The organism is uncultured Dokdonia sp. (genome assembly GCF_947496725.1).
GTDB lineage: Bacteria > Bacteroidota > Bacteroidia > Flavobacteriales > Flavobacteriaceae > Dokdonia.
This window is the reverse complement of record NZ_CANMDS010000003.1, coordinates 269,105-295,749: the sequence shown is the minus strand read 5'-3', so window position 1 is coordinate 295,749 and position 26,645 is coordinate 269,105. Positions and strand designations below refer to the sequence as shown.

The following is a 26,645-nucleotide window of genomic DNA, read 5'->3' as shown; positions in this document are numbered from 1 at the left end:
CTAAGCAGAAAAACATATAGCGTTAAGAATCAGAATAATAACAATTTTGATCAGTAAAGTGTGTCTCACAAAAGATCTAACTGGGCTATGTAAAACGTACAATTACTAGCGTCTTCTTGTTTTGTGCAACCTTTAACAATTCAAGTTAAACAATTTATAAATTACTGATAGTTAGATTTTTATTAACACTTAACATTTTACTTTTATGATGTTCAAAAGAAAAAAACCAAACGCTATGATCCAACCAAACAACACCATCGTAAGAAGTATTAGTAATCTTATAGAGTACTCTACAGACTTCCGTTATCAACGTAGAGCCAGCTTTAAACAATTGCATATCGCTATTATTAAAAATCATTTTAATGCTACATCTGTGGTACTTGATATAGATAATGGCACCGCATTACTAGGTGTAGATATGCTAGAAAAAGGAGCCGAGGTAGAAATTACTTTTGACGATTTACAGAAGTTTTTAAAATCTTGTATACGTGAGACTAAAGAAAACATCTCTTTTTATAAAAACATCTTGCATTATTATGCAATGACAGAGGCTGTAGCTTAGTAATAATTGAGCTGTTTTCTGTTATGCTTTCGCGAAAGCGTAATCACATATGTAAAGTGATGATGTCATAAATAAATTCTGCTTTTTGCTAAAAGTGTATTAACAAAATCCCAATACCCTACTGCTGTAAGAAGAATTGGTTCAGAATTTGTATATTATATATTCAACTTAAAAGATATAATTATGAATAATAACACAAAGGGAATACTAGGTTTACTTGCTGTTGCAGCGGGAGCTCTAGGCTTATATAAATACAATAGACTATCACCAGAGGAGAAAGCAGCTCTTAAGGACAAAGCAAGAAAGGCTGGTGATACACTTAAAGAAAGTTATAACGAAGTAGAAGATCAAGTGTCTGAAAAACTCACAAGTTTAAAAAATGCTCTTGACAGAGAGTTATCTAAGGCAAATAATAAGGTACGACATAAAACTGCTCACGCAAGTGATATTGAAGACGCAACTATACTAGATGCAAAGGAAGCTCTAGATACACAAGAAACAAAGTTTGTATAGTAGAATTCATAGCTTATCATAAAAAAGTCTCGCCTTGAAGCGAGACTTTTTTATGTACTATAAAGCGTTTTAACTCCTTTAGCCCCTACCTCTACGCCAGGGCTTTCTTAAGGCTGTATTATCAGTTTTCTTTACACTATTTATAAAATAAACACCGCTTAGAAGTACTACGGCAGCAATCATAGATTGTAAGGTGACTTGCTCATCAAGAAAATACCACCCTAAAAATAATGCTACAACAGGGTTTACATATGCAGAGGTTGCAACCTTCTCTGTAGATACTTTTTTGAGTAAATAGTTAAAAGATGTAAATGCAGCAATCCCACCAAATATAACGAGGCACACCATAGATATTTGTGCGCGTGTGCTCCAGGCGTTTGGAAAAACCCACGATTCATTAATAACTAGGCTTATAATCCATAATAAGATACCAGCGCTTACCATCTGATACCCTGTTGTGATGAAGAAGTTTTTAGGAAGGTCTGCTTTTGCTACAAATAGACTCCCTATACTCCAACTTAAAATACAGGTAAAAATCATTCCTATACCTAGAGCAGCACCTTCTTTCATCGCAATTTCTTGCTGTGACACGAGTAAATACATACCTATAAGCCCTAATAGTACACCTATAATAGATTTAGGCTTGAGACCTTTCTTTTGGGTAATTCTCATTAACAATAAGATGGATAGCGGTTGCAGCGCAGCAAGCAATGCAGCAAAACCACTATCTACATAATTAAGTGCCCATACAAAAACTCCATTACCATACACCAGAAAGAAAAACCCCGCCAGAACACAGTTGCGCAGCTGTTTTGGAGTAACCTTAAGTGATTTTCCTGTCATCTTTGCTATGAGAAAAATAAGCGATCCAGCCATTGTAAATCGCAATCCCGCAAGCATAAAAGCGGGAGCCTCACTCACTACAATCTTATTCCATAAATAAGTTGAGCCCCAAAAGACATAAATTGAGAAAAACGCAAGAATAATTAAGTAGGTTTCCTTTTTCATAAGTGACTGTTTTATGGGGGATAAATAAGGCTATACGAACATAACGATAATAACTAAAGTAAAAACATCTTTAGATAACGATTTTAAAGAGATGTATGAGTAGTATCTTTGCTATACAAACATTTGCAAACCGTTGACAGAGATACGTAATTATATAAATAAGTTTTCACCCGTTTCAGACAGTGATTGGGAGCTCTTTAGCTCTAAGCTAAAAGAGCGTACTTTTAAGAAAAAAGAAATCATACATAAAGCTGGTGTAGTAGAAAATTATATCTCCTTTATTACTACAGGCACGGTGCGATTATTTATACCAAAACCCAAAACCGAAAAGGAAATCACCTTTGGCTTTTGTTTTGAGAATCAATTTGTGAGTGCTTACGACTCGTTTTTGTTACAACAACCTTCTGAGCACGCTGTACAGGCACTTTCTAATACGAGTATGCTTAGTATTTCTTATAACGATCTTCAAGAAATTTACAATAAGACGGCCATAGGTAACCTTATAGGAAGGCTCACTGCCGAAAACCTCTTTATTACTAAGTCAAAAAGGCTACAATCGCTTCTTGATCAAACGGCAGAGCAACGCTATTTAAGTATATTTAAAGAACGACCACAGCTTCTCAAGGAGGTATCTCTCAAATACATAAGCTCTTACATAGGCGTGACCCCACAAGCCCTAAGCCGTATACGCAAGCGTATTACTTAATGTAGGTTCATTGTATTGCCTTTACTGCCAGAGTACCTTTGTATAAAAAAGAAATGCTTATTCTCATCTTTGTTATAGTGATGTGGTATAGTGGCCTGTTTTTTCAGTCATTCTTTCTACATAGATATGCCGCTCACCAGACATTTACAATGTCAAAAACTGCCGAAAAAATAACCTTTATACTAACCTGGCTTTTTCAAGGGCCTAGTTACCTGAGTGCCTATGGCTATGGTATTATGCATAGAATGCATCACGCCTATACAGATACAGATAAGGACCCACACTCCCCTAGTTATGATGAAAATCCATTTGCTATGATGTGGAAAACAAAAAACATCTACCAAGACATTAATAACGACCGAGTAGCAGTAGATGAAAAGTTTAAAAAGAACGTTCCACAATGGAAACGTTTTGATGCTTTTGCCAGTTCTCGTTTCTCTAGATTGCTTTGGGGTGCATTGTATATTGCCTTTTTTGCTGTATTTGCAACCGCTTGGTGGCAATGGCTATTTTTACCTGTAGTACTTGCTATGGCTCCTATACACGGTGTCATCATTAACTGGTTTGGACATATTTTAGGTTACCGAAACTTTAAAACGAAGGATACTTCTAAAAATCTCTTTCGCTTTGACTTCTTGATGATGGGAGAAGGATATCATAACAATCATCACAAGTTTGGGTCTAGGCCTAACTTTGGAGGGGTGCGACGGTATGAGATAGATGTGACGTATCTCATTATGCGTTTTTTACACCGTATACATCTCATTCATATGAAGCCTATCAAAATAGACGTACAAAGGCACCGTTAATTTTTTAAAAAGCTCAGATTGATATTTCTTTCTGAGCTTTTCTAGTTTTGGAGAGAGATATCTTTTGAAAAACGGGCAGTTAGCGTCTGTTTTGTAGTCATTTGTTATTTATCACGAGACGGTTTAAATACGCAAATGTATAGCACCCTGGTGATGATTTTGTCTTCACTTTGAAGCTGTACCTTGCTTAATTCCGCTTTCGCGAAAGGGTATTGCTCCGCATTACACGCATAAATGGCAGAGATGTATTGTAAAGCAAATCTGCTAGGATTTTAAAGCTCCCACCCTACTCAATCAGCCGCCACAGGCCACTACTCAAAAATGCCTAAAGGTTACAAATCTCAATTATAGAAAGCTCACACTTAGTTGCAAGAGTGCATTCCTCTCGGTCGTCCCTCTCTCGTCGGATGCAAGAACTATTACATAACGCGAATTTATGCCTTCCTCTCGCTACGTTCGTCGGAGGCAGGTTTGAAAGCTCTATGCGCGGCGTACAAATTCAAAATTCATTGTATATTTAGAAAATCAAAAAACAGGCACACCAGCAAAGCTTGTACTGAGCTTGTCGAAGTATGCCGCACTCGCTTTATGTAGTGGCCTATTGTAGTTCATTAAATGAAAAACGAATTAGAAATATGGAACTCATAAACTCTTTTAACAACGTCGATCAATTTAAATTGCTCTACGATCGCTTATTTATTTTCGGAGAAAATCGAATGAGAATTTATAAGTTACAAGGTGATTTTGATTTTGTATTACACAAGGATTATGAAATACCCTATTCCAGATTTACCATCAATCATTTAGGCACCTATCTCACTTGGTCAGGACTTTATCGTTTTAATCTAAACAAGGATGAATTTGAAGATCAAATGGCTCAACCTTTTACACCTACAGGCTTAAGATATAGCAATTCAGAATGGTTAGTATATTTGGAAGATGAAGATCTTCAATACTTTTGTTTTAATCCTAATACTCAGAAAGTACGAAAATTAAACACGTTATTCTCTAATAGCAAACCAGTATTTATTCAAAAAGATATAGTAATACTGCGTAGTGTTAATTCAATCTATGGCCAAAAAGAAAATCGTATAATCTGGGAATACCGGCTCACTCATAAAAGTGATTACATAAATATATTAGGTGAAAAAACGCAAGGTTCTATTACAGATATAGCAGTAAGTGATGACTTTTTATACGTACTGGCTGGTAATACATTAGTACAATTAGCGATATCTACAGGACAGGTTGTTTGGGAAACTAGGGAAGTAAGTAAATTCAAAAATATTCAGGTTATTAAGGGCGAAATTTTACTAACGTCCAATTTTGATAAATTCAAATGGATTAACAGTACTTCAGGAGAGCCATTAACGAATGAACTAGTCTTTGATAACATTATTTTTAAGGATGGAACTAAAGTTTTAGCCCATCCCAGAAGAAAACCTATTGTTTTAAGTGAAACAATTTTTGCTATGATTAATGAAAATGGAAAGAATTGTGTGGCACAATTTTCTTCAAAGCAAGGCAATCTCATCGATTTTGTAGAATTAGATAATAACACCTGCGTAGAGGACTTTCAATTTTCTAAGAAGCGATCATTTGGTTTGTGCGTACTACGATCCAATAAGTTGTATCAGTTTAGATGATGTGACTTTATAACCTAAACTAGTTCCTTAACCACGTAACTAACCATATACTAACCGTGGCGGCTGATTGCCCAAGGGCTCGCAGTTCACGATAAAATAAGCTACACAAAAGGTAGTTGTATACTTGGTAATTACCGCAATCGTATGGCTACGCTTCAAAATAGGTTTAAGAGCGATTGTGAGAGCAATAATCAAGGATCTGGCACAGATGGGTCATAGAGCAAATCTACTAGGATTTGAAAGCTCTATGCGCGGCGCACAAATCCAAAATTCATTGTATATTTAGATCAAACAAATCAAGACCACAAAGTAAAGCAAACCAGCAAAGCTTGTACTGAGCTTGTCGAAGTATGCCGCACTCGCTTTATGTAGTGGCCTTTTGGGCACAATTTGACCAAACAACAATCTGAACACTAAAAACAGTAAATATGACCTTAAATGAATTAGGAACTAAACTCAGCGAAATGTATAATGATGCACCAAAAGGAGATGCTGTAGCTATGATACATTTGTTCGGAATTAAATATGCGAATGAAATAAAACAAAGCGATTACTCAAAGAAAGACATAATTGAGCAATCTGGAATTTCTGCTTCTTATTTGACTGAACTGACTAAAGGTGTGAAATTGGCTGAATATGTAGTTCCAAAAAAATAATTGAATGGAAAAAATTTATATTCGTTCAAAACATTTTGAGTACGAGGAATTACAGACAATTATAAAGAAACTAAAGGAATTGAATTATGAATGGATTGTGGATATCGATTATATCGGAAGTAGCGATTCAGAGGAAATAGATGCGACTTTTTCGCTTTTAAAAGACGATTTAGGAGAGTTTTTGACAGTTATTTATAGTTGTGGATACTTTTCAACATTTGAAAAATAAAAAACTGTGCCCAACACAGTATATAAAAAATTGCTGGTTTTGGGCTAAATCAAAGGTCGTTGCAAGTTTGCTACGTCTGAATTTCCTTCGAAAATTCCTCGCACGCAAACCCGCAACTTTCCATATACTAAACCGTTGGCAACAAGCTGAAAAAAACCGAGAATGGAAATAAAATCAATCGAACAATTAGAAAAAGATATTTGGAAAAACCCTTCCGAATTTCCTACTAATTTGGTTGAAAAATGTTATCGTTATCGAAAAATCAGCATTGCAGAATTGACAAACGAACAGATAAGACTTCTGATTTCTCAACAAATCGGAACTAAATATCTAATCGGAATCGCACTCGAAAAACTTGAACGGAATATTTTGACCGAATGTGATATTTATGAAGGCGATTTACTTATTGTAGTTTCGAATTTACCGACTGAATTTTGGAATGAAAATAAAACCGAATTTTTGACTTTTAAAAATATTGTGGAACGGAATTCGGAATTAATAAAAAGTGAACTCGGAGAAAATAAATTTGACCGAATAAATGAAAAAACAAGTTGAAAATATTAAATAGAATATTCCTTTTAATTATCATAACGCTAATATCAAGTTGCGGAGTAAAAGAAATGGAATTTGACAAATCTAAATGGAATGAAAGATTTGACGGATTTTATGAATATCGAGAAAATATGGTCCAAGACTTAATGGAAAATCATCTCGAAAAAGGAATGGAATTAAAAAAAGTCATTGGATTATTAGGAGAACCTGGTAATTATCAAATTAAAAAAGAAAACGAAATTACTTACGAAATAATGGTTGATTATGGTTGGAATATCGACCCAGTGGAAGGAAAAGAATTATACGTAGAATTTGACAAAGACTCAATTGTAATTGATTTTAGATTAGAATATTGGGAACATTAAAAAATAAAAGGCAGTTGCCAAAACCGTGTATAATTAATGGCTGGTTTTAGCCTACTTGGAAAATTCTTGCGGAATTTTCCGCTGGCAAGTTTTTGTTTACTAAATTAATTGCCTAGACACGCCACTAATCTTATACAAAACCGTGGCGGCTGATTGCCCAAGGGCTCGCAGTTCACGACAAAATAAGCCACACAAAAGGCAGCTGTATACTTGATGGTTACCGCAATCGTATGGCAACGCTTCAAAATAGGTTTAAGAGCGATTGTAAGAGCTATAATCAAGGATCTTGTACAGATAGATAATAAAGCTAATCTGCTAGGATTTTAAAGCGCTATGCGCGGCGCACAAATCGAAAATTAATTGTATGCTCAAATAAATTAAGAAGAGCATAAAATAAAGCGAGTGCTTCTACCTATAGCTATAAGGGAGAAGCACTCGCTTTACATAGTATATTAAACTGTATTATGAGTAGAATTAATACGATATTAGTTACGTTCCAATAGAAGGCTAACTGTTAGTCAATAACCACCATAAACTCATCTGAAGTATAAGTAACGTTCTCTTTTTCAACTGCAAAAGTTAGATTATAATTTCCTGTAATAATAAAGTTTTTATTGAAACGCAATCGTAAGAAATTATCTGAATGGAAACCGGTGAAAGCACCATCAACTATTTCGTGAGCCATTCCAAATGCTTCTAAATCACATTGTGTATAAACCTCGTATATACTCTCTAAATCATTTATAAAATATAGTTTCTCAATATCAGGGTTATTAATATTTGTTAATCGTATTGTTAGATTATCAGGAATATTAGGTGTTCCTGTTCCTGTGTTGAGCGAGGGCCCAGTAAAGAGACCCCAAAATTTACCTTGAATGTCAAGAACCTCTTTTCTATTATCTGGTTCCAGACAATCTGAATTCTCAATATTCATATAAGAATCTAATCTAGGTTTTTTATTAAAGAAATTCCATCTGTTAGTAATTTCTCCATCATAATTAATACTAGATTGAGGCGTAATTAAGTTTTGATAGTAATCTCCACTGAAAAACCCTAAGGTAAATTCTTTGTTAGAAATATACTGAGTATCATTTTCAAAAAATTGCTGTGTATCTGCGTTAATTTCAAATGATATTATATTATCCACATAACTGATATTCTCAACTTGCACACTATCCTGTCCTACTTTAGCATATGCTACAAGTGGCTGAACAAATTCGGATACATTTTGACCGCCATCCACAAATGTTATAGTAAACTTTTTATTAAATTCATCTACCTCTCCATATACTTCAGAGTCACTAAGATATCCCTTTGTAGTAAAAAATAATGTTTGTGAATCATAGTCTGTGCCGTTTATGGTTACTCTCGCCTTTGCCTCATACTTTTTACCGCTTACTAAATTAGTAAGTATTCCGTTAGTTGATTCTAAAAAACTTTGAGTTCCAAACTCTTTATAAAAAAAAGTTCTAGTTGAACCTAATGGAGTTATAATATTTGTTGATAATACTACCTTAGCATCATCTAAGCCTATCTGACTAACGGAGCTAGTGACAATTAAATCGTCATAACTAGTTGGTGTAGTATCTTCATTAATTTCATCTTTTGAGCAAGACATAATTAGAATCAATACAAGAATTACAGAGAGTAGGTTTTTCATTAAATTTATTATTAAGATTTGAAAACTGAAATGTAGTACTTGTAATGATAAATCACAAATGACAAATTGATTTTAGCACAACAATAATGTACAACACAAACAACTTAGTAAAAAAGCCAATATCTGTTACTCTAAGCACAAGCTTTTAAGCTTGTTTAGATCTATAATTTTCGTCATAAGGACTTCCTGATTTTACGCTTTCGCGAAAGCGTGCTCTTTCTCAAATACTCGTATATTTAAACAATTAATTAAAAAATAAAAAACAGGCACACCAGCAAGGCTTGTACTGAGCTTGTCGAAGTATGCCGCACTCGCTTTATGTAGTGGCCTGTTGTGTACAAGCTTAAAAACAAAATACCGAACAACAAATAAACTTACGAAATGAATAAAATTATTTTTAAAAATTGGGCTTTCCGATTTATGATTTGGATTATAATAATTAATATTATCGTATTTTATTTGACAATTAATTATGTGAATTTCCCAGGTGTGGAAAACAACACAGATTCAACTTTATTATATTTAGAAGTAATATCAATTGTCTTAATGTTTCTCGCTTTAGCTTTTATTATAATGAGTATGATTAGAAAAGAAAAACGAAATTATCAATTTTGGATTGCGATAGTCGGAATATTTGTACTCGGAATTATACCTCTAATATTGAATTTTATTTAAAATCAATTTAGTAACAAATTAGCACAGCAAACTAGATTAGGACGGAAATCAAGTACACAACAAAGAACTGAGTTAGAAACAACTCTACCTCTATTATACTCAGCACATCATCACATCTTCATCGCTATCTGTAAATAATTGTATATTTAAGTTCATTAATATAGACAACACTATGAAAGTTACTGCTGCCAAAGAAGATAAGGTTGCACAAATGATATTTGCATCCATATACCCACTTTACTGGAATAGACTAGAAAAAAATGGACGTACCAGAGAGGAGTTTCATCAAGTTATAGAATGGTATACCGGCTATAATGAGGCACAGCTACAGGGACTTATAGACGAGAAGGTGACATTTCAGACCTTTTTTAAAGAAGCAACTATTCACCCTAACGCTCATCTCATAAAAGGTGTTGTATGCGGTTACCGCATTGAGGAGATAGATGATGAGTTTGAACTTTACAGGCAGTGCAGGCAGATGGAAAAACTTATAGACGAGCTGGCAAAAGGTCGCAAGATGGACAAGATATTAAGAACGTCTTAATAGGTACATCGCATCCCTAAACACATTTTTACTACTTATTATGTACTCCAGCGGTATAATGATATTAAGTACGCTTTCGCGAAAGCGTAATCACACTACATTAAGATCTTTTAAGTCTAGAATATTGCATACCTGAGTAATAATTACCACCTTAAAAACCAAATTAAACTATTGTTATTCAGTTAGTTAAAAATAATTTTAAAATTTTTATAAAAAAGTTTTTTGATTTGTTTTTTTTACTATGTTTACCGCATAATTCGGGCATAGTTAAATCGAATTGTCATAACGATGAAATCTTTTTTCATATTCGGGCTTAGAAGGATAAGGAAGTCTACTTCGAAAGCTGCTCTAGGGATAGAGACCCGAATTTTTAGGCTGACTTCTGAAATCATTACTACCCTTACTTCATTAAAGCTTCTAAGCTTTGATCCTTATACGGTATTCATTTTCCGCATCTGAATGTACTAGAAGATCACTCCACTGCCCTATTATCACTGGGCCCACATCTCTATTTACATATTTTACAACTTTATAATGAAGACAAAATACTTTGATCTTATAGATCAAACTTTTGATTTTCCGCAGGAAGAGTTCACCCTAAAAACAAATGAGCTCCAGTTCCACGGGATTGATTTAATGGCACTTATAAAAGAACACGGTGCACCACTTAAGTTTACATACCTACCTAAAATCTCTGATAATATAAACAGAGCAAAAACCTGGTTTGCAGCTGCTATAAAAGAGCACAACTATGCCGGTAGTTATAACTACTGCTATTGTACTAAGAGTTCACATTTTAAGCACGTGCTAGACGAGGCTTTAAAAAATGATATTCATATTGAGACATCCTCTGCTTTTGATATAGATATTGTAGAAAATCTCAAGGCACAGGGCAAGATCAATGACGACACCTTTGTGATAAGCAACGGTTTTAAACGTGACCAGTATGTTCAAAACATCGCACGTCTCATAAACAATGGTCATAAAAACTGTATCACGGTTATAGATAATTATGAAGAGATCACCCTGCTAAGCGATGCTATAGATGGTAATTATAACATAGGTATACGTATCGCCTCAGAAGAGGAGCCTAAGTTTGAGTTTTACACCTCTCGTTTAGGTCTGGGTTATAAAAACATTGTGCCTTTTTTTAATAAAGAGATAAAGGATAACCCTAAGGTGACTCTTAAGATGCTGCACTTTTTTATAAATACGGGCATACGTGACACCGCATACTACTGGAACGAGCTTCTTAAATGTATGAAGGTGTATGTCTCTCTTAAAAAGGTGTGCCCGTCACTAGATAGCCTTAACATAGGTGGTGGTTTTCCTATAAAAAACTCACTCGCCTTTGACTATGATTATGCATATATGGTGAGCGAGATTATAGGCCAGATTAAGCAAACTTGTGATGAGGCTGGCGTTGCGGTGCCTCACATTTTTACAGAGTTCGGCAGTTTTACCGTAGGAGAAAGTGGCGGTGCGATTTACCAAGTGCTATATCAAAAACAACAGAATGATCGCGAAAAATGGAATATGATAAACTCATCATTTATCACCACCATACCAGATACCTGGGCGATTAATAAACGTTTTGTAATGCTTGCCATAAACGGCTGGCAAAAGGAATATGAGCGCGTTTTACTAGGTGGTCTTACCTGTGATAGTGATGATTATTATAACAGCGAGCAGCATATGAACGGGATCTATTTACCTAAGTATAATAAGGATAAACCACTGTATATAGGCTTTTTTAATACGGGTGCTTATCAAGAAAGTATAGGCGGTTTTGGCGGATTGCAACACTGCCTCATCCCTACCCCAAAACACGTTTTAATAGATCGTGATCAAGATGGTAAGCTGGTAACTAGCGTTTTTGCAGAGCAGCAAACCTCTGAGCAACTACTATCCATTTTAGGATATGATTATGGGGTTAATGACGCTTTCGCGAAAGCGGAATCAAAAACAGCCTCACAAACCAAAGAAACAGTAAACTAACACAAGTAACAAAACTTAAACAAATTACAATGAAATCTCAAAAAACGTATGCCGGTATAGATGAAAAATATGCCAGCGCCGAATCTTCAAAAATCGTATTAATCCCTGTCCCTTATGACGGTACTAGTACCTGGGGAAAAGGTGCAGATAAAGGTCCTGAAGCCTTTTTACACGCATCTGAAAATATGGAGCTGTACGATATAGAGACAGATACAGAGGTTTATAAACAAGGCGTATTTCTTGCAGAGGCTCTTACGGGTCATAGCACTCCAGAAGAAATGGTAGCTGAAGTACACAAAGAGGTAAAAGCTGCTATTTTACGCAATAAGTTTGTCACGATGATGGGTGGAGAGCACTCTGTGTCTATAGGATCTATACGCGCTTTTAATGAGTGTTATAATGACTTAACCGTACTACAACTAGATGCGCACACAGACCTACGTAAGGAATATGAAGGGTCTGTATATAATCACGCTTGCGCGATGTATGAAGCAAATGAGACTACAAACCTTGTGCAAGTAGGTATACGCAGTATGGATGCCTCAGAAAAAACAGTTCTCAATGAAGAAAACGTGTTTTATGCACACGATATGAGTACAGATGACTACTGGATGGATAATGCCATAGAGCTTATGACAGATAATGTGTACATAACGCTAGATCTCGATGCCCTTGACCCTTCTATAATGCCATCTACAGGTACTCCAGAACCAGGCGGACTTTTATGGTATGAGACACTTGAGTTTTTAAGAAAGGTCTTTGAAGAAAAAAATGTGGTTGGCTTTGACATCGTAGAGCTATGCCCTAATCCCTCAGAAAAATCTTCAGACTTTCTAGCGGCTAAGCTTTACTATAAAATGTTGAGCTACAAATTTGTGGAGCACGATGCAGATGAGGATAATGATAATCTCTATGCAAAAAATCAAAACACAATCACAAAGTTAAAATACGATCAAGATGAAGACTAAAGGAGCAATCTCTCAATTTATAGAGAAGTACTACCTACACTTTAACGCGGCCTCTGTAGTAGATGCAGCAAAGGCCTACGAAGAGCAACTTAATAAGGGCTCAAAAATGCTTGTATCTCTTGCAGGTGCTATGAGTACGGCAGAGCTAGGTAAAATATTTGCAGAGATGATACGTAAAGATAAAGTACAGATCATCTCTTGTACTGGTGCAAACCTAGAAGAAGATGTAATGAATCTTGTGGCGCACAGCCACTACGAGCGCGTGCCTAACTATCGCGATCTAACCCCACAAGATGAGTGGGATTTATTAGAACGTGGTTTAAACAGAGTTACAGATACGTGTATTCCAGAAGAGGAAGCCTTTAGAAGAATACAAGAACATATTGTAAAAATATGGAAAGATGCAGAGGCTGCCGGTGAGCGCTACTTCCCACACGAGTTTATGTATAAATTATTACTCTCTGGCGTACTTGAAGAATACTATGAGATAGACATAAAAGACTCGTGGATGTATGCTGCCGCACAGGCAAACCTACCTATTATAGTGCCAGGTTGGGAAGATAGTACAATGGGTAACATTTTTGCAAGCTACGTGATGAAGGGTGAACTTAAAGCAAGTACTGTAAAATCTGGTATTGAGTATATGACCTATCTAGCAGACTGGTATACGGCAAACTCAGATAACGGTATAGGTTTCTTTCAGATAGGTGGTGGTATCGCTGGCGATTTTCCTATTTGTGTTGTGCCTATGCTTTATCAAGATATGGAACGCACAGATACACCATTCTGGAGTTATTTCTGCCAGATAAGTGACTCCACAACTAGCTATGGCTCTTATAGTGGCGCAGTACCTAATGAAAAGATAACCTGGGGTAAACTAGATATGAATACGCCTAAGTTTATTATAGAAAGTGATGCAACCATCGTAGCACCACTCATATTTGCTTACCTTCTAGATATGTAATTATGAAAAACTCAAATAATCCAAACCTCAATAGAGTAATCGTAGACTTCAAGAAGTTAACTCCTGAGATACTTGCCCTAGTGGTCGAGAAGTATCCTTACGGTTATGATGATAGTGATATCATACGTTTTAGAAACGTAAAAGATGAACTCGTAAAGTGTATTGAAATTATTACAGAGGACACAAAATACCTAGTAAAAATTAGTGCAAAACTAGAACGTGTGATGGAACAATATGATGAAGATGATTACGAGTCATACCAAGATAATGACCCAACAGCTGTACAAGATCCTTTTGACACAGACGAGGATATAAAAGAATAATGAAAACTGGAGATATACAACACATTGAGCTCAAGTATCTTGAGCTCAATGACTATCAAGAACTTAAAACGGCTATGATATCTGCATATACAAATATGCCAGATTCATACTGGGAGGAGAAACATATATCAACTTTGATTAAAAAGTTCCCAAAGGGACAAGCCGTAATAAAAATTAACGGGCAAATTGCCGGCTGTGCACTATCTATCATTGTCAACTATGATGATTTTGAAGATGATCACACGTATAGAGATATTACTGGCAACTACACATTTTCTACCCACTCAGATGATGGTGATGTCCTTTATGGTATAGATGTATTTATCAAACCGGCATATAGAGGTCTGCGCTTAGGCAGAAGGCTCTACGATTATCGCAAAGAGCTATGTGAAGAACTTAACTTAAAAGGTATCACCTTTGGCGGTAGAATGCCCAATTACAGTCTTTATGCAGAAGACCTGAAACCTAAAGAATATATAGAGCAAGTTAAGCGCAAAGAGATAAATGACCCAGTGCTTAACTTTCAAATCTCTAATGACTTTCACCCAGCAAAAGTTATGAGAGGATATCTAGAAGGAGATAAAGCATCTGGAGAGTTTGCTATACTGATGGAATGGGATAACATTTACTATAAAAAACCATCTAGAAAAGCAGCTACAAAAAAATCAAATGTTCGTCTAGGGCTCATACAGTGGCAAATGCGACCTTATAATAGCTTAGAGGAGTTACTTAACCAAGCAGAGTATTTTATAGATGCTGTTGCTGGTTACAGATCTGACTTTGTGTTATTTCCAGAGTTTTTTAATGCACCCCTTATGGCAAAAGATAATCATCTCAAAACGTCAGATGCGATAAGAAAACTTGCAAGGCATACAGAAGCTATAGTTAAGCAATTTTCTGAATTTGCTATAACCTATAATATCAATATTATAGCCGGTAGTATGCCTGAGATACGCGATGGACGCTTATACAACGTAGGCTATCTATGTAGACGTGATGGCAGTACTGAACGTTATGAAAAACTACACGTTACTCCAGACGAGGCAAAAGTATGGGGTATGCAAGGTGGTACTGAGCTTAAAACATATGATACAGATTGTGGAAAAATAGGAATATTAATTTGCTATGATTCTGAGTTTCCAGAGTTAAGTAGACTACTAGCAAATGAAGGAATGGATATACTATTTGTTCCCTTTCTTACAGACACACAAAATGGATACTCAAGAGTGCGCCACTGTTCACAAGCTAGAGCTATAGAAAATGAATGTTATGTAGCAATTGCTGGTAGTGTAGGTAACTTACCTAATGTAGAAAATATGGATATACAGTTTGCACAATCTATGGTGTTTACTCCTTGTGACTTCTCCTTCCCTACTAATGGCATAAAAGCAGAAGCAACACCAAATACAGAGATGATATTAATAGCCGATGTTGACCTAGATTTACTAAAAGAACTCAATCAATTTGGCGCGGTAAAAAATTTACGTGATAGACGCACAGATCTTTTTGAAGTGGTTAGAAGGTAAGTATCTGTTTTTGAGATGCAACACTTAAACAACCTTGATTCTGCTAGTTATTTATTGTATAATAGTATCCTAGACTAAGACCAAAAACAGGTTTTTCATAGTTTTTTACATCTAAGCCTAAATCTATATTAAAAATTCCAAATTTGTCGGTATTATATTTTGTGGATAAATAGCCTAAAAAGCTTTTCTGCTTTGGTTCAAAGGGAGCTGCGTATGTACCTAAGCTCTCAAGATATGTTAGTTTTGCTTGAAAATAAAAGTTACCTATGGCTGCACCTGCGCCAAAATGGTGAGCGATAACCCTATTATTTGTAATACCTAGTCCTGTCTCTGGATTAAGTTCAAAAAAAGGCAAACCTATTATATCGCTCTCATACGTCCAGCCGCTTCTATATCCTTTATTACTAAAGTAATTATCACGACCGCTTCTCCCTGAACTTCCGCTTTGACTTCGAGTATCTACGTACTCATATAAAAGGTTTTTAAAAAACTTTTTATTTTTAAATGTATAGTTAATTCCCCAAACACCATCTGGAAAATTTTTGAATGCCGTTCCAGAACCATCATCAAAAAGGTGTAAATGATACATTTTCAAAGTTCCATTCTCAAAGTTTCTTTGGTATGAAAAATCAAAACTCCCCAAGTGGTTGCCTAAGGCATTTACTTGTTCGCCTTCATCAGAATTATCCCCACCTGATTGAGCTAAGAATATTTTAAAAAAATCACTTGCACTATTAGGTAAATCTCCATCAATTGGGCTTTTACCTCCCCACTGAGCATAATGTTGCACACCAGCGGTAAATACGCCATATAATTCCGTTGTATATTTTACATTAATACGCTTATAGTGCACTCGAGTATTTTTTACATAACGCATATCATTTAGTACGTAATGACCCAGTCCATAATCTATATACATATTCTTTAGAAGAGAAATAAATTTTGGTGACTCAATAACTAAACCTGGAAAAGGACGTGTATTTCCGCTGTTTAAAATATTATTATTGGTACTTGAGAGACCATTTACAACATCTGCACTTTTAGAACCTAGTGTAATTTGATAATGTTTAGCCTTAAAACGTACAAATAAGTCTCCACGTTGTAAGCGTTCTAGACTCCCATCCCTATAAAATAATGATATGCCTCCTTCTAACGTAGATAATGGGGTTAATTTGTATTCAAAGCTAGAGAATGCACTCAATGCAGCGTTTGAGTTAGATTTAACAAGACCTTCAGTATTTCTGTAAAACCAGAAAGGCAATTCACTTTCACTTAAATAAGTGTTTACGTTTATAGCTCCATTAATTTCTATATTTTCCTGAGCCTCGAGTTGGGATGAAATTAATACTAATAAAAACAATAATTTCCCAAACTTCATAAAACTACTTTTGTATATAATTAAAGCTATAGCCTTTGAAATATTTAGCTAAAGATATTCTCTGGATTTGCAATAATTTCCATTACTCATATTGCCTACTTAAAAAGATCTTGAGGTAAGTCTTCTTCCATTCCTAAGTTCTTCGAAATATCTTCTGTCACTTCTACATCAAGAATCTCATATTCAGAATTATTACTTTTAAACTCAGGAACTAAAGATTTAAGCTTTGCTACACTTATCGTGTTATTATTTTTTATTGCGGCTTTGATAATTGAATTTATGACCGTATTTACCTGCTCATAGTCATTCTCTAGGTCCTCACTTATCATTATTTTATTATGATGAGTAGGCAAGGTTTTACTTTCATTACTTAGCAATTCCTCATAGAGTTTTTCTCCAGGTCGAAGTCCTGTAATTTTTATTTCTATGTCCTCATTAAGAGTGTGCCCCGCTAGTTTAATCATCTTTTCTGCAAGATCCATAATACGTACAGGCTCTCCCATATCAAATATAAAAATCTCACCTCCTTTACCCATTGTTCCAGCTTCCAAAACTAGTTGACAAGCTTCAGGTATGGTCATAAAATAGCGTATGATATCTGGATGTGTTATCGTAACTGGCCCTCCACTCTCTATTTGCTTCTTAAATAATGGAACCACAGACCCATTAGACCCAAGTACATTACCAAACCTAGTTGTAATAAATCTGGTGCTCTTCTTTTTTCCTTTGGCTTGTAAATTAAAATACTTAGACTGGACATACATTTCGGCAGCCCTCTTTGTAGCACCCATAACATTTGTTGGGTTTACCGCTTTATCTGTACTCACCATCACAAAATGACTCACTTTATGCTTAGCTGCAATGTCTGCAAGGTTTTTTGTACCATAAATATTTGTGAGTATAGCTTCAGAAGGGTTATTCTCCATTAAAGGTACGTGCTTGTAGGCCGCTGCGTGATAAATTATATCAATTTTAAACGCATCAAAAAGAATTCTCAACCTATTTCTATTTGCTACATCACAAATTACAAACTCAAAATCTATATCTGGAAAAGCTCCTTGTAATTCTAAACTAAGAGAATGCAAAGGTGTTTCTGCTTGGTCTAATACAATTAATTTATTTGGATTATAAGAAGCAACTTGCCTTGCTATTTCGCTACCTATAGAACCAGCTCCTCCTGTCACTAAAATTGTCTTTCCTTGAAGTTTACTAGACTTTACACTATCATTAAGCTGTATGGGATCTCTGTTTAATAAATCTTCAATCTGGAGACTTTTTAGCTGATCTGTTACCGTTGTCTTTTCACTCCAATTTATCACAAGCGGAGAGTTATACACTTTAATGTCGTGCTCGAGACATTCTTTTACGATTGAAAACCGTTCTTCTGCACTCATTGAGTTTCCAGCAAAGACAATTGCCTCTGCTTTTAGTTTTTGCACTAAATGCTGAACGCTTTTATCAAGTTCCAATACTGGTTTATCAAGAATTCTTAAACTCTTATTCTGCCTTTTTGAAATAAACCCTTTGATTATAAAACGCTGTGGATGCTCAATATCTAGGGCAGCTGCAACAGATATTGCTCCATCATCTACACCTACAATAACTGCGTTAATTATCTCTGCATTGTTTTGAGCAATTTTAAAACGTTCGTACAATTGTTTTACTGCAAGCCTAAAAGTAAATAATGCTGTAAACGATATAAATGAAAAAAGAATAAGACCCGTTGTAATAAAAACTTTCAGGTCATATATATATTGCCAAGTCAAATTGAAGACCATCAATGTAGCAAAAGTTGCAACAGTTGCAAACAAAAGCTTCATAGCATCCATAAAAGAAGAATGTCTTATGAGACCTGCATATGTTTTAAAAACAAGTAAAAAAACAAAATTGACTCCTATTACTAAGCTTAACTGTTGTCCACTGCTTATAACGCTTAATGGCTTTATATGTAGATCTGATAATAAAAAATAAGTAATAAGTGTTGATACCAAAATCAACGAAGTATCTATAAACAGGACTGTCCACCTAGGTAAATAGCGAACATTACGAATATCTAACTTGTTTTCGTCAGAAAACAACCTATTTATAGCGGCTTTTAATCTACTTAGCATTCGTTATTTGTTGTTGAATAATTCAAATATAACTTTTTGAATTCGTTCTCTATCGTCATTTGTCAAATTTGATCCAGAAGGAAGACATAATCCCGTCTCAAATAGTTCTTCTGCAACACCCGTACCATAATAAGGAGCATCTTTAAAAATAGGCTGCAAGTGCATAGGTTTCCATAGCGGTCTTGACTCTATATTTGCTTTCGCGAAAGCGTGACGTAAGTCCTCTCTACTTATCCCATTTGTTTTATTTGTATCAATTAATATAGCACTTAGCCAGTGATTGCTATAATAATCTTCTGATGGTTCTTGAAAAACAGTAACACCATCAATATCCCGAAATGCATTAACGTAAAAAGAATTCATAGCTCTACGCAGACCTATATGCTTATCTAGCACTTCCATTTGACCTCTTCCTATTCCTGCTGAAATATTACTTAGTCTGTAATTGTATCCTATGGTTGTATGTTCATAATGGGGAGCGTCATCACGTGCTTGCGTTGCAAGAAAAACGGTTTGCTTTTTATCTTCTTCAGAATGACAAACCATAGCCCCACCACCACTTGTCGTGATAATCTTATTGCCGTTAAATGATAATATGCCAAAACGACCAAATGTACCACACTTTTGACCTTTGTAGGTAGAACCCAGAGCCTCTGCACTATCTTCAACTACAGGTATATCATATTTGCTAGCAACTTCATTTATTAAGTCAACCTGATAAGGCATACCATATAGATGTACAGCAACAATTGCCTTAGGTTTTTTACCCTGCTTGATTCTATCTTGTATGGCTTCTTCTAAATGAATTGGGCACATATTCCAGGTAGTAGACTCACTATCTACAAGTACAGGCTTTGCTCCCAGATATTTTATAGGATTAATACTACCACAAAAGGTAAATGATTGGCAGATTACTTCGTCTCCAGCTTCAACACCACACTGTATTAATGCCAGGTGAATAGCCGCAGTTCCAGAGCTTAAGGCAGCAACGTGAGTATCCTGCCCCTGATATAATTCTAGGTCATTTTCAAAACCATTAACATTAGGCCCAAGTGGAGCGACCCAGTTAGTATCAAAAGCTTCTGTTACAAAGTTGCGCTCAGTACCTCCCATATGTGGAGATGATAACCAGATTTTATTAGAACTTGACATTATTTATATAGAGATTTTATTTTTTACAAATATACCCTTTAGGGTGAGACCTACGATATAGAGATCATAGGTTAGACTCTTTTTAGAGCAGTAATCTAGATTCATTTGTAGTTTATCTGGAAAGATTACATCATCATTATATTGCTTAGCATCTTTTTGTCTTTTAAGCAATGCCTCTTCATTTACATATTTAATAGCCGCTAGACTAGTTAACCCTGGTTTAAGTTTAAGGACTTGTCTATCACTACCCTCAAGCTTATCATAATACCCAGGTATATCTGGTCTTGGGCCTACAAAAGACATATCTCCCTTTATGATATTAAAAAGCTGCGGAAGCTCATCTATTTTAAATTTTCTAAGAAATTTACCTACACTCGTGACTTTACCACTATGCATTGTTCTGATCTTATAGATGGTAAATGGCTTACCAAATTGACCAATTCTAGTTTGTTTAAAAATTGTGAAAGTTGGGACAATAATCATAATTATCCAAAATGGTATGAGACAAAAAATTATCACAGTAGCAAATAAAAAATCAAAAATAGATTTAATCAATTTCCTTAAATTTTATTATGCGACCAGGATTGCCCACCACAACAGCATAATCTGGAACATCTTTTATAATAACTGCGCCAGCTCCAATCGTACACCATTTACCTATTTTTATACCAGGTATAACTACCGCTCCAGCTCCAATGTGTGTTCCTACATCTACGCTTACGCCGCCACTTAAAGTAGCGTTAGGTGAGATATGTACAAAGTCTTTGATAATACAATCGTGCTCCACAACAGCACTAGTATTAATAATACAATGATTACCTATTGAAATGGATTCATTTACCACAGCATTAGGCATTATCACAGTTCCTAGACCAATCTCATCTTGTACAGAAACAGTTGCCTTGCTATGTATTATAGCTTTGTGCCATTGATTTTTATATCTATCTGCAAGTTTCTTTCTGATACTATTATCTCCTATACCAATGATAATTTCATCAAAATCTTGAATCTTACATATAGGTATTCCTAAATAAGTATCTTTTTGATAATTATCGTCTATAAATCCCTCTACAACAATACCATTATTAGTTGCGATGGCATTTACTACCCTGCCGTGGCCACTTGCTCCAAAAATTTTCATTACCCTTTAAATCTAGTCGTTGTTGCTTCTCCCTCTTGTGATATCCCTTCAGAAATAAAGACCTTTTTAATAGTCATTAATAAAATTTTAATATCAAGTAAAAGACTTTGATTATTTACATACCAGACGTCTAACTCAAATTTCCTTTCCCAACTTATTGCATTTCGTCCATTAACTTGAGCCCATCCAGATATGCCTGGTTTAACAAGCCCTCGCTTACGTTGCTCTTGAGAATACAGCTCAACATACTCTGGGAGTAATGGTCTAGGCCCTATAAAACTCATATCACCTTTAAGTACATTTATGAGTTGTGGGAGTTCATCTAGCGATGTTTTTCTTATAAACTTACCCACTGGAGTAAGCCTCACAGCATCTGGTAATAAATTACCAGATGTATCACGTTTATTATTCATAGATCTAAACTTTATGATTCTAAAAATAATATCGTTCTTACCCGTTCTTAATTGTGTGTAAAAGGGCTTTCCACCATTTGCTATGGTCAATAGCAACGTAATTAGTAAAAAAATGGGAGCAATGACTATTAAACCTATAAAAGCACAACTTATGTCCATAAGTGGTTTGAGAAAATTTTTATACCACATATATTATTTTTTTTTGGCCATTAAGCCGTTTAATAGTCCTCTGTACTCTTCTAGCAATGCTTGCCATATTTCCCTTCTCTCATAACTATCAGTGATGACGCTTCTTGCATTTGCCTTAGCCCGATCATAAAGTCCCTTATCCTCTATAAGTTTACACATTGCTATCTCTAGTGCGGTACTACTTTTTACAGGAACAATCAATCCATTGCGGTTGTTTACTATAATCTCGTTACATCCATTTATATCAGACACTATAGATGGTAACCCCATTGCACCTGCTTGTAATACGACGTTAGGAAAACCCTCTCTGTACGATGGAAAGGTTAACGCTTTCGCGAAAGCAAAATAAGGCCTCACATCATCCACATATCCAGTTGTATAAATCTTACTATGTGTTTTAATTGTTTCTTGTGTAGAAGGCATAAGAGGGTCTAGCTCTTCTTCTAATGGGCCAACAAGCAGAAGTGAGGTCTCTGGGTGTTTCTCTTGAACAGTTACAAATGCTTTTACTAATTCATTTACCCCTTTATCTCCTACAAGCCTACCTACCAGTATAAATGTAAAATCAGTCTGTGATATGTGAAGCTTCTTTGCTACATCTACCATATCACTTGATTCATAATCTGGGGAGAAGTACGTAGTATCAATACCATTTGAAGAGCCTTTCCCTATCACTTTAAGCTTAGTGTTCTTTGTAAAATTTAACGCTTCTATAATGGTTTTTAAACCTTGTGCATTAGGATACACTTTTGTGGCACAACGGTAGGTAAGTTTTTCAACTATGTCTAGTATTTTTCTCTTTGCACCGGTTGCCTCAAGTAAAGGGAGACCCGCTACTGTATGTAATCGTAGAGGCACACCAGCAAGCCTTGCCGCAAGCATACCTACAATACCAGCCTTAGGTGTATGTGTATGTACTATCTCTGGTTTTTCCTTTTTCAAAAACTTATAAAGCCTATATACCGCTTTGAGATCTTGTATAGGCGTTATCTTTCTAGTTAAAGGAAGAAAAAAATAAGGTACACCTTGCTTGCTTGCTACTCTTTTAAGCTCTTCCTCTTGTGATGAAACAGCTGTAACCTCGTAGTACTCTTTCATAAAAGCAAGTTGTCCCTCTAGAAGCTTATCTAAAGAAATGGGAACGGTGGTAATTCTAATAAGTTTTGCTCTGGACATCTTATCTTATCTCTTGAATATAATAATTATTAACAATAAATCCATAATAATTAATTTGCATCTTTAATAAGCTTTGCTGGATTACCTCCTACAATGGTATTCCTCTTAATATCTTTATGTACTACACTATTTGCCGAAATAACTGCACCTTCTCCAATAGTAACTCCTCCTAGAATAAAACAGTTTGCACCAATCCAAACATTGTCCTCAATAATTATAGGTTTACCCATATCTGTTGTGTGAATTCTATCTGCTGTATTATTAAATGATAATTGATGTCCATTACCATCGATAATTTGAGTGTTTGCCGCAATTAATACATTATTGCCAATTGTAATTGAATTATAAGCGTGTATACAAGTACCGTGAATTCTGCAATTTGAACCAATGCTAATTTTAGCATCATTCCTATCAGCAAGTAACTTACAAGATGAATGCATATTTATATGGTATCCGTAATTACTAGAGTTTAATAAAGTATTACTTCCAACCTCAATTATTGCAGACGTCTTTTTAATAATTGATGGCAACCCTTTAAAAAGGACGCCATTCCCCAATTTAACACCTTTAACAATACACTTAAATCTGGATAAAAGAGTAGTTAATCCATAATATAATTTAATCATCATATTTCAATTGGTAATTTGCACTTTCTTATAACCGCGTTGAATTTACCATTTTTTCCAAGAGGGATATCATCTAAATATTCCATTTTAACATTGGCTTTTTTTCCTAATCGTTCTTCTAAATTTAGAATAAACTTTCTCTCAACGGAATCTGTATAATCATCATTAACAACATTTTTTACAAGAAAATCATTATGATCCACTTGTATAATTTGGCTTTTATTAATTCCTACTAGTCCTTTGTAAGCGGTATCCATTCTACCAATGTAACCCTTCTCACTTGTCCATAGTAAGTCATCTTCTCTACCTATTATTTTCTCTATAACCGGCATACTGCATCCACAATCGCAAAAATAGTTCTCTGACGGCATTAAGACGGTATCTAGAATATCATATCGAATTAATGGAGTTTTGTAGTTTCTAAAACTAGTTACTACCATTCTACCAATCTCATTGGGGCCAGCAGGTTCATCGTTCTTATTTAAAAATTCAAATACACCTGAATCTTGATTTACGTGTAAATTTCCATTTATACACTCTGTAATAAATGGACTGCCTTCGCTAGATGCATATTGATTAAACACTTTACAATTGAAAACTTTTTCAATCAAAATTCTTTGATAGTCGTGAAGCGTTTCTGCTGTTGTTGTAATTCCTTTCAACTTAAAATTTATCTTCAGATTATTATCATCAATAAACTTAGCTATGATATAAAAAGCTGATGGATAACCATCCATATAGGCAGGCTTAAACTTATTCATTTTTTTTACATAGTGAACTATGTTATCTTCTGTCAAATGATAAGTAGACATAAACAACTGATTTTGAACATAATTAGCAACCCAAAATGGTGGTCTAATACTGGATGGTTTAATAATAATCCTTCCAGAAAATCTAATGCTTTTATCTTCTTTTTTTATACCTATACTATTTTGAAATCTTGTCCATAAAGCAAAAGCTCTTTCAACAGATTCACTATCTAAATAATTTACTGTAGGCGACCCTGACGTACCACTCGTATAGCCCACTTCAATTAATTTTCGTTTTGGATTACTATTTATAAGTTCCTCAACTTTAATCTTTCTATCTTTTTTTGAAAGTAGTGGTAGACGTTTTAATACAGTGTATGGGTCATTTAAAATATCTTCTGTAGTGATGTTAGACTTTTTAAAACTATTTCTGTAAAATGGGACATATTCAACAACTTCTAATAAAAGCTGCGTTAATCTTTCCCTCTGATATTCTTTTACTACATCAAAATCTGCATTCCATAGCTTATTATACTCATCTAAATAACTGTAATAGTCATTGGTATATCTTGTGCGCGTATTTAAGAAGGCTTTTAAATTGAGTAAAATAACCTTTATAAAATAAGGACTAAGCTTATATATTTTGTCAATCATTATGATGATTTATAATTAGTAAAAATTGTATTACAATTAATCTAAAGACTCTAATATTGATTCTAACTTTTTAGTTTGGTTTTTTCTATTAAATATAGTTAAAACATCTTCTTGTGAAGATACCTCTAATTGACTCTTCTTCCATTCAGTTAAAATTGCCTTCCATTTTTCTATTTGAACTTTTTTAGAATCATTATTAATATCAAAATTTGATCCTAAATTATATGTATCGATGAGGGCTGATGGTTCTGAAGCATTTGGCGCGAAATTAATAATATATTTATTTGCTGCGAGATATTCATAAAACTTTAAGGGAACCCCTGTATAATGTGAGAGCTTCTCCCCTACTATTAACCACAATATGGTAGACTGTTGATATTGTTTCAAGACCTCATTGCGCGGTATTTTACCTATGTAATCTACTACTGCATAAGATTTAAAACTTGCCATTTCATCTTGTAGTGATTTTTCAAAATTACCAGCAATCACAACTTCAACATCATCTAGAGACATCAGTCCCTCCTCTATTGCCCAATCTAATAATTGCAAAAGCCCTTTTGGAGACCTAATACCGCCATAGAAGCTACCAGCATAAAATATCCTTATCTTCTCTGAGCTTCTCGTTATTACCTCTGTCTCAACGTTAAAATCATCTGCATCAAACCCATTGTAAATCACAGAAAATTTTTCGGCATCCTTTTGATAGTGCTTTGCATAGATATCACGCATTGCATTTGAAATAAAAGTGATTTTATCGGCTTTATTAAGGATTTTATTTTCAAATTTTTTATGTAATAAAGAAAGTGGCCAAGGTGAATGTAATTGATGTCCGCCTATATAATGATAATCACGTAGATCACCAATTAATTTTATTTTAGGAAAATTTTGTTTAACATACATACCAATAAGGTGGTTGGTCATAGCAGGAGATGTTGTTATTACCACGTCCATATTTTCTAACAATCCAGCATTTGCGCTTAAATATTTCTTAACATTAGAATACCAAAATATTGCCTTATCTGGTATCAAGAAATACGATCCTACTTTTACTACATAACCCTTAACCTTAGTCTTTAATCCATTACTATTATGTATTGTATTAGAATCACGTAAATCCTTGCTTATATTACCTTTTAGAGAACTTTTAACTTTCACCAATGTTACATTTGGAAGATCTACATTCATAGAGCTATCCATACCAAGTGAACTATCTGGGTTACTACACGTTAATACAGTTACCTTATACTTACTCTTATCCAAATATTTTGCCCAGCTATAAGGTCTTCTGGCTGCTGGTGCATTATAAGGTGGGTAGATGTAACTTATGATGAGTATGTTTTTCATTGGTTTTT

At 34.8% G+C, this 26,645-nt stretch carries 27 protein-coding genes; 15 read left to right on the top strand and 12 right to left on the bottom strand.

What is annotated here, in order from left to right:
- Positions 1-235: 235 nt before the first annotated feature.
- Together Q0948_RS08200 and Q0948_RS08195 are read left to right on the top strand one after the other, a co-directional pair.
- Positions 236-562 carry a hypothetical protein gene (locus Q0948_RS08200; protein WP_298350668.1) on the top strand — a complete coding sequence of 109 codons (327 nt, stop codon included), beginning with the start codon at positions 236-238 and terminating at the stop codon, positions 560-562.
- Between the two features lie 183 nt (positions 563-745).
- Positions 746-1,075 carry a YtxH domain-containing protein gene (locus Q0948_RS08195; RefSeq protein WP_298350669.1) on the top strand — a complete coding sequence of 110 codons (330 nt, stop codon included), beginning with the start codon at positions 746-748 and terminating at the stop codon, positions 1,073-1,075.
- 78 nt (positions 1,076-1,153) lie between these two features.
- Here the strand turns inward: Q0948_RS08195 and Q0948_RS08190 are convergent, their stop codons facing one another.
- A complete protein-coding gene (locus Q0948_RS08190; protein WP_298350671.1) occupies positions 1,154-2,083 on the bottom strand; it encodes an EamA family transporter in 930 nt (309 codons plus the stop codon).
- 133 nt (positions 2,084-2,216) lie between these two features.
- On the opposite strand from Q0948_RS08190, the gene Q0948_RS08185 reads away from it, so the two are divergent.
- The 7 genes from Q0948_RS08185 to Q0948_RS08155 all read left to right on the top strand — a co-directional run bounded on the left by Q0948_RS08185 (position 2,217) and on the right by Q0948_RS08155 (position 7,046).
- The gene (locus tag Q0948_RS08185; RefSeq protein ID WP_298350673.1) at positions 2,217-2,789 is read left to right on the top strand and encodes a Crp/Fnr family transcriptional regulator; all 573 of its coding nucleotides are present in this window, start codon (positions 2,217-2,219) and stop codon (positions 2,787-2,789) included.
- 53 nt (positions 2,790-2,842) lie between these two features.
- A complete protein-coding gene (locus Q0948_RS08180; protein ID WP_298350675.1) occupies positions 2,843-3,598 on the top strand; it encodes an acyl-CoA desaturase in 756 nt (251 codons plus the stop codon).
- 635 nt (positions 3,599-4,233) lie between these two features.
- Complete coding sequence (locus Q0948_RS08175; protein WP_298350677.1) at positions 4,234-5,244, top strand: hypothetical protein; 1,011 nt, start codon at positions 4,234-4,236, stop codon at positions 5,242-5,244.
- A gap of 428 nt (positions 5,245-5,672) precedes the next feature.
- Entirely contained in the window at positions 5,673-5,900 is a 228-nt protein-coding gene (locus Q0948_RS08170) for a hypothetical protein (RefSeq protein ID WP_298350679.1), read from the top strand.
- Positions 5,901-5,904: 4 nt separating this feature from the next.
- Positions 5,905-6,129, top strand: coding sequence for a hypothetical protein (locus Q0948_RS08165; RefSeq protein ID WP_298350681.1), 225 nt, complete (start codon positions 5,905-5,907; stop codon positions 6,127-6,129).
- Positions 6,130-6,291: 162 nt separating this feature from the next.
- Positions 6,292-6,684 (top strand): contact-dependent growth inhibition system immunity protein, encoded by a 393-nt coding sequence (locus tag Q0948_RS08160; protein ID WP_298350683.1) that lies wholly within the window; start codon positions 6,292-6,294, stop codon positions 6,682-6,684.
- Positions 6,681-7,046 carry a hypothetical protein gene (locus Q0948_RS08155; RefSeq protein ID WP_298350685.1) on the top strand — a complete coding sequence of 122 codons (366 nt, stop codon included), beginning with the start codon at positions 6,681-6,683 and terminating at the stop codon, positions 7,044-7,046. Before Q0948_RS08160 ends, Q0948_RS08155 begins: the two co-directional genes overlap by 4 nt.
- 514 nt (positions 7,047-7,560) lie before the next feature.
- On the opposite strand, the gene Q0948_RS08150 is transcribed toward Q0948_RS08155, so the two are convergent.
- Positions 7,561-8,706 (bottom strand): hypothetical protein, encoded by a 1,146-nt coding sequence (locus Q0948_RS08150; RefSeq protein WP_298350687.1) that lies wholly within the window; start codon positions 8,704-8,706, stop codon positions 7,561-7,563.
- Positions 8,707-9,553: 847 nt separating this feature from the next.
- On the opposite strand from Q0948_RS08150, the gene Q0948_RS08145 reads away from it, so the two are divergent.
- From Q0948_RS08145 to Q0948_RS08120, 6 genes are all read left to right on the top strand, one after another.
- Positions 9,554-9,925, top strand: a complete 372-nt coding sequence (locus Q0948_RS08145) for a DUF2200 domain-containing protein (protein ID WP_298350689.1) — start codon at positions 9,554-9,556, stop codon at positions 9,923-9,925.
- A gap of 534 nt (positions 9,926-10,459) precedes the next feature.
- Positions 10,460-11,923, top strand: a complete 1,464-nt coding sequence (locus Q0948_RS08140) for an arginine decarboxylase (protein WP_298350691.1) — start codon at positions 10,460-10,462, stop codon at positions 11,921-11,923.
- Between the two features lie 29 nt (positions 11,924-11,952).
- Positions 11,953-12,891: an agmatinase gene (speB, locus tag Q0948_RS08135; protein ID WP_298350693.1), complete on the top strand. Its 939-nt coding sequence runs from the start codon at positions 11,953-11,955 to the stop codon at positions 12,889-12,891.
- Positions 12,881-13,855, top strand: a complete 975-nt coding sequence (locus tag Q0948_RS08130) for a deoxyhypusine synthase family protein (protein WP_298350695.1) — start codon at positions 12,881-12,883, stop codon at positions 13,853-13,855. Before speB ends, Q0948_RS08130 begins: the two co-directional genes overlap by 11 nt.
- A 2-nt stretch (positions 13,856-13,857) precedes the next feature.
- On the top strand, positions 13,858-14,178 hold the full coding sequence (locus Q0948_RS08125) for a hypothetical protein (protein WP_298350697.1): 321 nt from the start codon (positions 13,858-13,860) through the stop codon (positions 14,176-14,178).
- Complete coding sequence (locus tag Q0948_RS08120) at positions 14,178-15,704, top strand: carbon-nitrogen hydrolase family protein (protein ID WP_298350699.1); 1,527 nt, start codon at positions 14,178-14,180, stop codon at positions 15,702-15,704. The genes Q0948_RS08125 and Q0948_RS08120 overlap by 1 nt, the downstream gene beginning before the upstream one ends.
- 43 nt (positions 15,705-15,747) lie before the next feature.
- Here the strand turns inward: Q0948_RS08120 and Q0948_RS08115 are convergent, their stop codons facing one another.
- The 10 genes from Q0948_RS08115 to Q0948_RS08070 all read right to left on the bottom strand — a co-directional run bounded on the left by Q0948_RS08115 (position 15,748) and on the right by Q0948_RS08070 (position 26,637).
- Positions 15,748-17,082 carry a capsule assembly Wzi family protein gene (locus Q0948_RS08115; RefSeq protein ID WP_298350701.1) on the bottom strand — a complete coding sequence of 445 codons (1,335 nt, stop codon included), beginning with the start codon at positions 17,080-17,082 and terminating at the stop codon, positions 15,748-15,750.
- Between the two features lie 95 nt (positions 17,083-17,177).
- Positions 17,178-19,193 (bottom strand): nucleoside-diphosphate sugar epimerase/dehydratase, encoded by a 2,016-nt coding sequence (locus Q0948_RS08110; RefSeq protein ID WP_298350702.1) that lies wholly within the window; start codon positions 19,191-19,193, stop codon positions 17,178-17,180.
- A 3-nt stretch (positions 19,194-19,196) separates the two neighbouring features.
- On the bottom strand, positions 19,197-20,345 hold the full coding sequence (locus Q0948_RS08105) for an aminotransferase class I/II-fold pyridoxal phosphate-dependent enzyme (protein WP_298350704.1): 1,149 nt from the start codon (positions 20,343-20,345) through the stop codon (positions 19,197-19,199).
- A 3-nt stretch (positions 20,346-20,348) separates the two neighbouring features.
- Positions 20,349-20,900, bottom strand: coding sequence for a sugar transferase (locus Q0948_RS08100; protein WP_298350706.1), 552 nt, complete (start codon positions 20,898-20,900; stop codon positions 20,349-20,351).
- Positions 20,893-21,486, bottom strand: coding sequence for an acetyltransferase (locus Q0948_RS08095; protein ID WP_298350708.1), 594 nt, complete (start codon positions 21,484-21,486; stop codon positions 20,893-20,895). Before Q0948_RS08095 ends, Q0948_RS08100 begins: the two co-directional genes overlap by 8 nt.
- Positions 21,486-22,088 (bottom strand): sugar transferase, encoded by a 603-nt coding sequence (locus tag Q0948_RS08090; RefSeq protein WP_298350710.1) that lies wholly within the window; start codon positions 22,086-22,088, stop codon positions 21,486-21,488. Before Q0948_RS08090 ends, Q0948_RS08095 begins: the two co-directional genes overlap by 1 nt.
- A 3-nt stretch (positions 22,089-22,091) precedes the next feature.
- The gene (locus tag Q0948_RS08085) at positions 22,092-23,264 is read right to left on the bottom strand and encodes a glycosyltransferase family 4 protein (protein ID WP_298350712.1); all 1,173 of its coding nucleotides are present in this window, start codon (positions 23,262-23,264) and stop codon (positions 22,092-22,094) included.
- Between the two features lie 50 nt (positions 23,265-23,314).
- On the bottom strand, positions 23,315-23,893 hold the full coding sequence (locus tag Q0948_RS08080) for an acyltransferase (protein ID WP_298350714.1): 579 nt from the start codon (positions 23,891-23,893) through the stop codon (positions 23,315-23,317).
- Complete coding sequence (locus Q0948_RS08075; protein ID WP_298350715.1) at positions 23,890-25,293, bottom strand: hypothetical protein; 1,404 nt, start codon at positions 25,291-25,293, stop codon at positions 23,890-23,892. The genes Q0948_RS08080 and Q0948_RS08075 overlap by 4 nt, the downstream gene beginning before the upstream one ends.
- A 36-nt stretch (positions 25,294-25,329) precedes the next feature.
- A complete protein-coding gene (locus Q0948_RS08070; protein ID WP_298350718.1) occupies positions 25,330-26,637 on the bottom strand; it encodes a glycosyltransferase in 1,308 nt (435 codons plus the stop codon).
- Positions 26,638-26,645 lie beyond the last annotated feature (8 nt).

What these genes read in the sequence shown, in the direction of transcription:
- Q0948_RS08200 (WP_298350668.1), top strand. Translation starts at nt 236, where the DNA reads ATGATCCAACCAAACAACACCATCGTAAGAAGTATTAGTAATCTTATA.
- Q0948_RS08195 (WP_298350669.1), top strand. Translation starts at nt 746, where the DNA reads ATGAATAATAACACAAAGGGAATACTAGGTTTACTTGCTGTTGCAGCG.
- Q0948_RS08190 (WP_298350671.1), bottom strand. Translation starts at nt 2,083, where the DNA reads ATGAAAAAGGAAACCTACTTAATTATTCTTGCGTTTTTCTCAATTTAT.
- Q0948_RS08180 (WP_298350675.1), top strand. Translation starts at nt 2,843, where the DNA reads ATGCTTATTCTCATCTTTGTTATAGTGATGTGGTATAGTGGCCTGTTT.
- Q0948_RS08175 (WP_298350677.1), top strand. Translation starts at nt 4,234, where the DNA reads ATGGAACTCATAAACTCTTTTAACAACGTCGATCAATTTAAATTGCTC.
- Q0948_RS08170 (WP_298350679.1), top strand. Translation starts at nt 5,673, where the DNA reads ATGACCTTAAATGAATTAGGAACTAAACTCAGCGAAATGTATAATGAT.
- Q0948_RS08165 (WP_298350681.1), top strand. Translation starts at nt 5,905, where the DNA reads ATGGAAAAAATTTATATTCGTTCAAAACATTTTGAGTACGAGGAATTA.
- Q0948_RS08160 (WP_298350683.1), top strand. Translation starts at nt 6,292, where the DNA reads ATGGAAATAAAATCAATCGAACAATTAGAAAAAGATATTTGGAAAAAC.
- Q0948_RS08150 (WP_298350687.1), bottom strand. Translation starts at nt 8,706, where the DNA reads ATGAAAAACCTACTCTCTGTAATTCTTGTATTGATTCTAATTATGTCT.
- Q0948_RS08145 (WP_298350689.1), top strand. Translation starts at nt 9,554, where the DNA reads ATGAAAGTTACTGCTGCCAAAGAAGATAAGGTTGCACAAATGATATTT.
- Q0948_RS08140 (WP_298350691.1), top strand. Translation starts at nt 10,460, where the DNA reads ATGAAGACAAAATACTTTGATCTTATAGATCAAACTTTTGATTTTCCG.
- speB (WP_298350693.1), top strand. Translation starts at nt 11,953, where the DNA reads ATGAAATCTCAAAAAACGTATGCCGGTATAGATGAAAAATATGCCAGC.
- Q0948_RS08130 (WP_298350695.1), top strand. Translation starts at nt 12,881, where the DNA reads ATGAAGACTAAAGGAGCAATCTCTCAATTTATAGAGAAGTACTACCTA.
- Q0948_RS08125 (WP_298350697.1), top strand. Translation starts at nt 13,858, where the DNA reads ATGAAAAACTCAAATAATCCAAACCTCAATAGAGTAATCGTAGACTTC.
- Q0948_RS08120 (WP_298350699.1), top strand. Translation starts at nt 14,178, where the DNA reads ATGAAAACTGGAGATATACAACACATTGAGCTCAAGTATCTTGAGCTC.
- Q0948_RS08115 (WP_298350701.1), bottom strand. Translation starts at nt 17,082, where the DNA reads ATGAAGTTTGGGAAATTATTGTTTTTATTAGTATTAATTTCATCCCAA.
- Q0948_RS08110 (WP_298350702.1), bottom strand. Translation starts at nt 19,193, where the DNA reads ATGCTAAGTAGATTAAAAGCCGCTATAAATAGGTTGTTTTCTGACGAA.
- Q0948_RS08105 (WP_298350704.1), bottom strand. Translation starts at nt 20,345, where the DNA reads ATGTCAAGTTCTAATAAAATCTGGTTATCATCTCCACATATGGGAGGT.
- Q0948_RS08095 (WP_298350708.1), bottom strand. Translation starts at nt 21,486, where the DNA reads ATGAAAATTTTTGGAGCAAGTGGCCACGGCAGGGTAGTAAATGCCATC.
- Q0948_RS08090 (WP_298350710.1), bottom strand. Translation starts at nt 22,088, where the DNA reads ATGTGGTATAAAAATTTTCTCAAACCACTTATGGACATAAGTTGTGCT.
- Q0948_RS08085 (WP_298350712.1), bottom strand. Translation starts at nt 23,264, where the DNA reads ATGTCCAGAGCAAAACTTATTAGAATTACCACCGTTCCCATTTCTTTA.
- Q0948_RS08080 (WP_298350714.1), bottom strand. Translation starts at nt 23,893, where the DNA reads ATGATGATTAAATTATATTATGGATTAACTACTCTTTTATCCAGATTT.
- Q0948_RS08075 (WP_298350715.1), bottom strand. Translation starts at nt 25,293, where the DNA reads ATGATTGACAAAATATATAAGCTTAGTCCTTATTTTATAAAGGTTATT.
- Q0948_RS08070 (WP_298350718.1), bottom strand. Translation starts at nt 26,637, where the DNA reads ATGAAAAACATACTCATCATAAGTTACATCTACCCACCTTATAATGCA.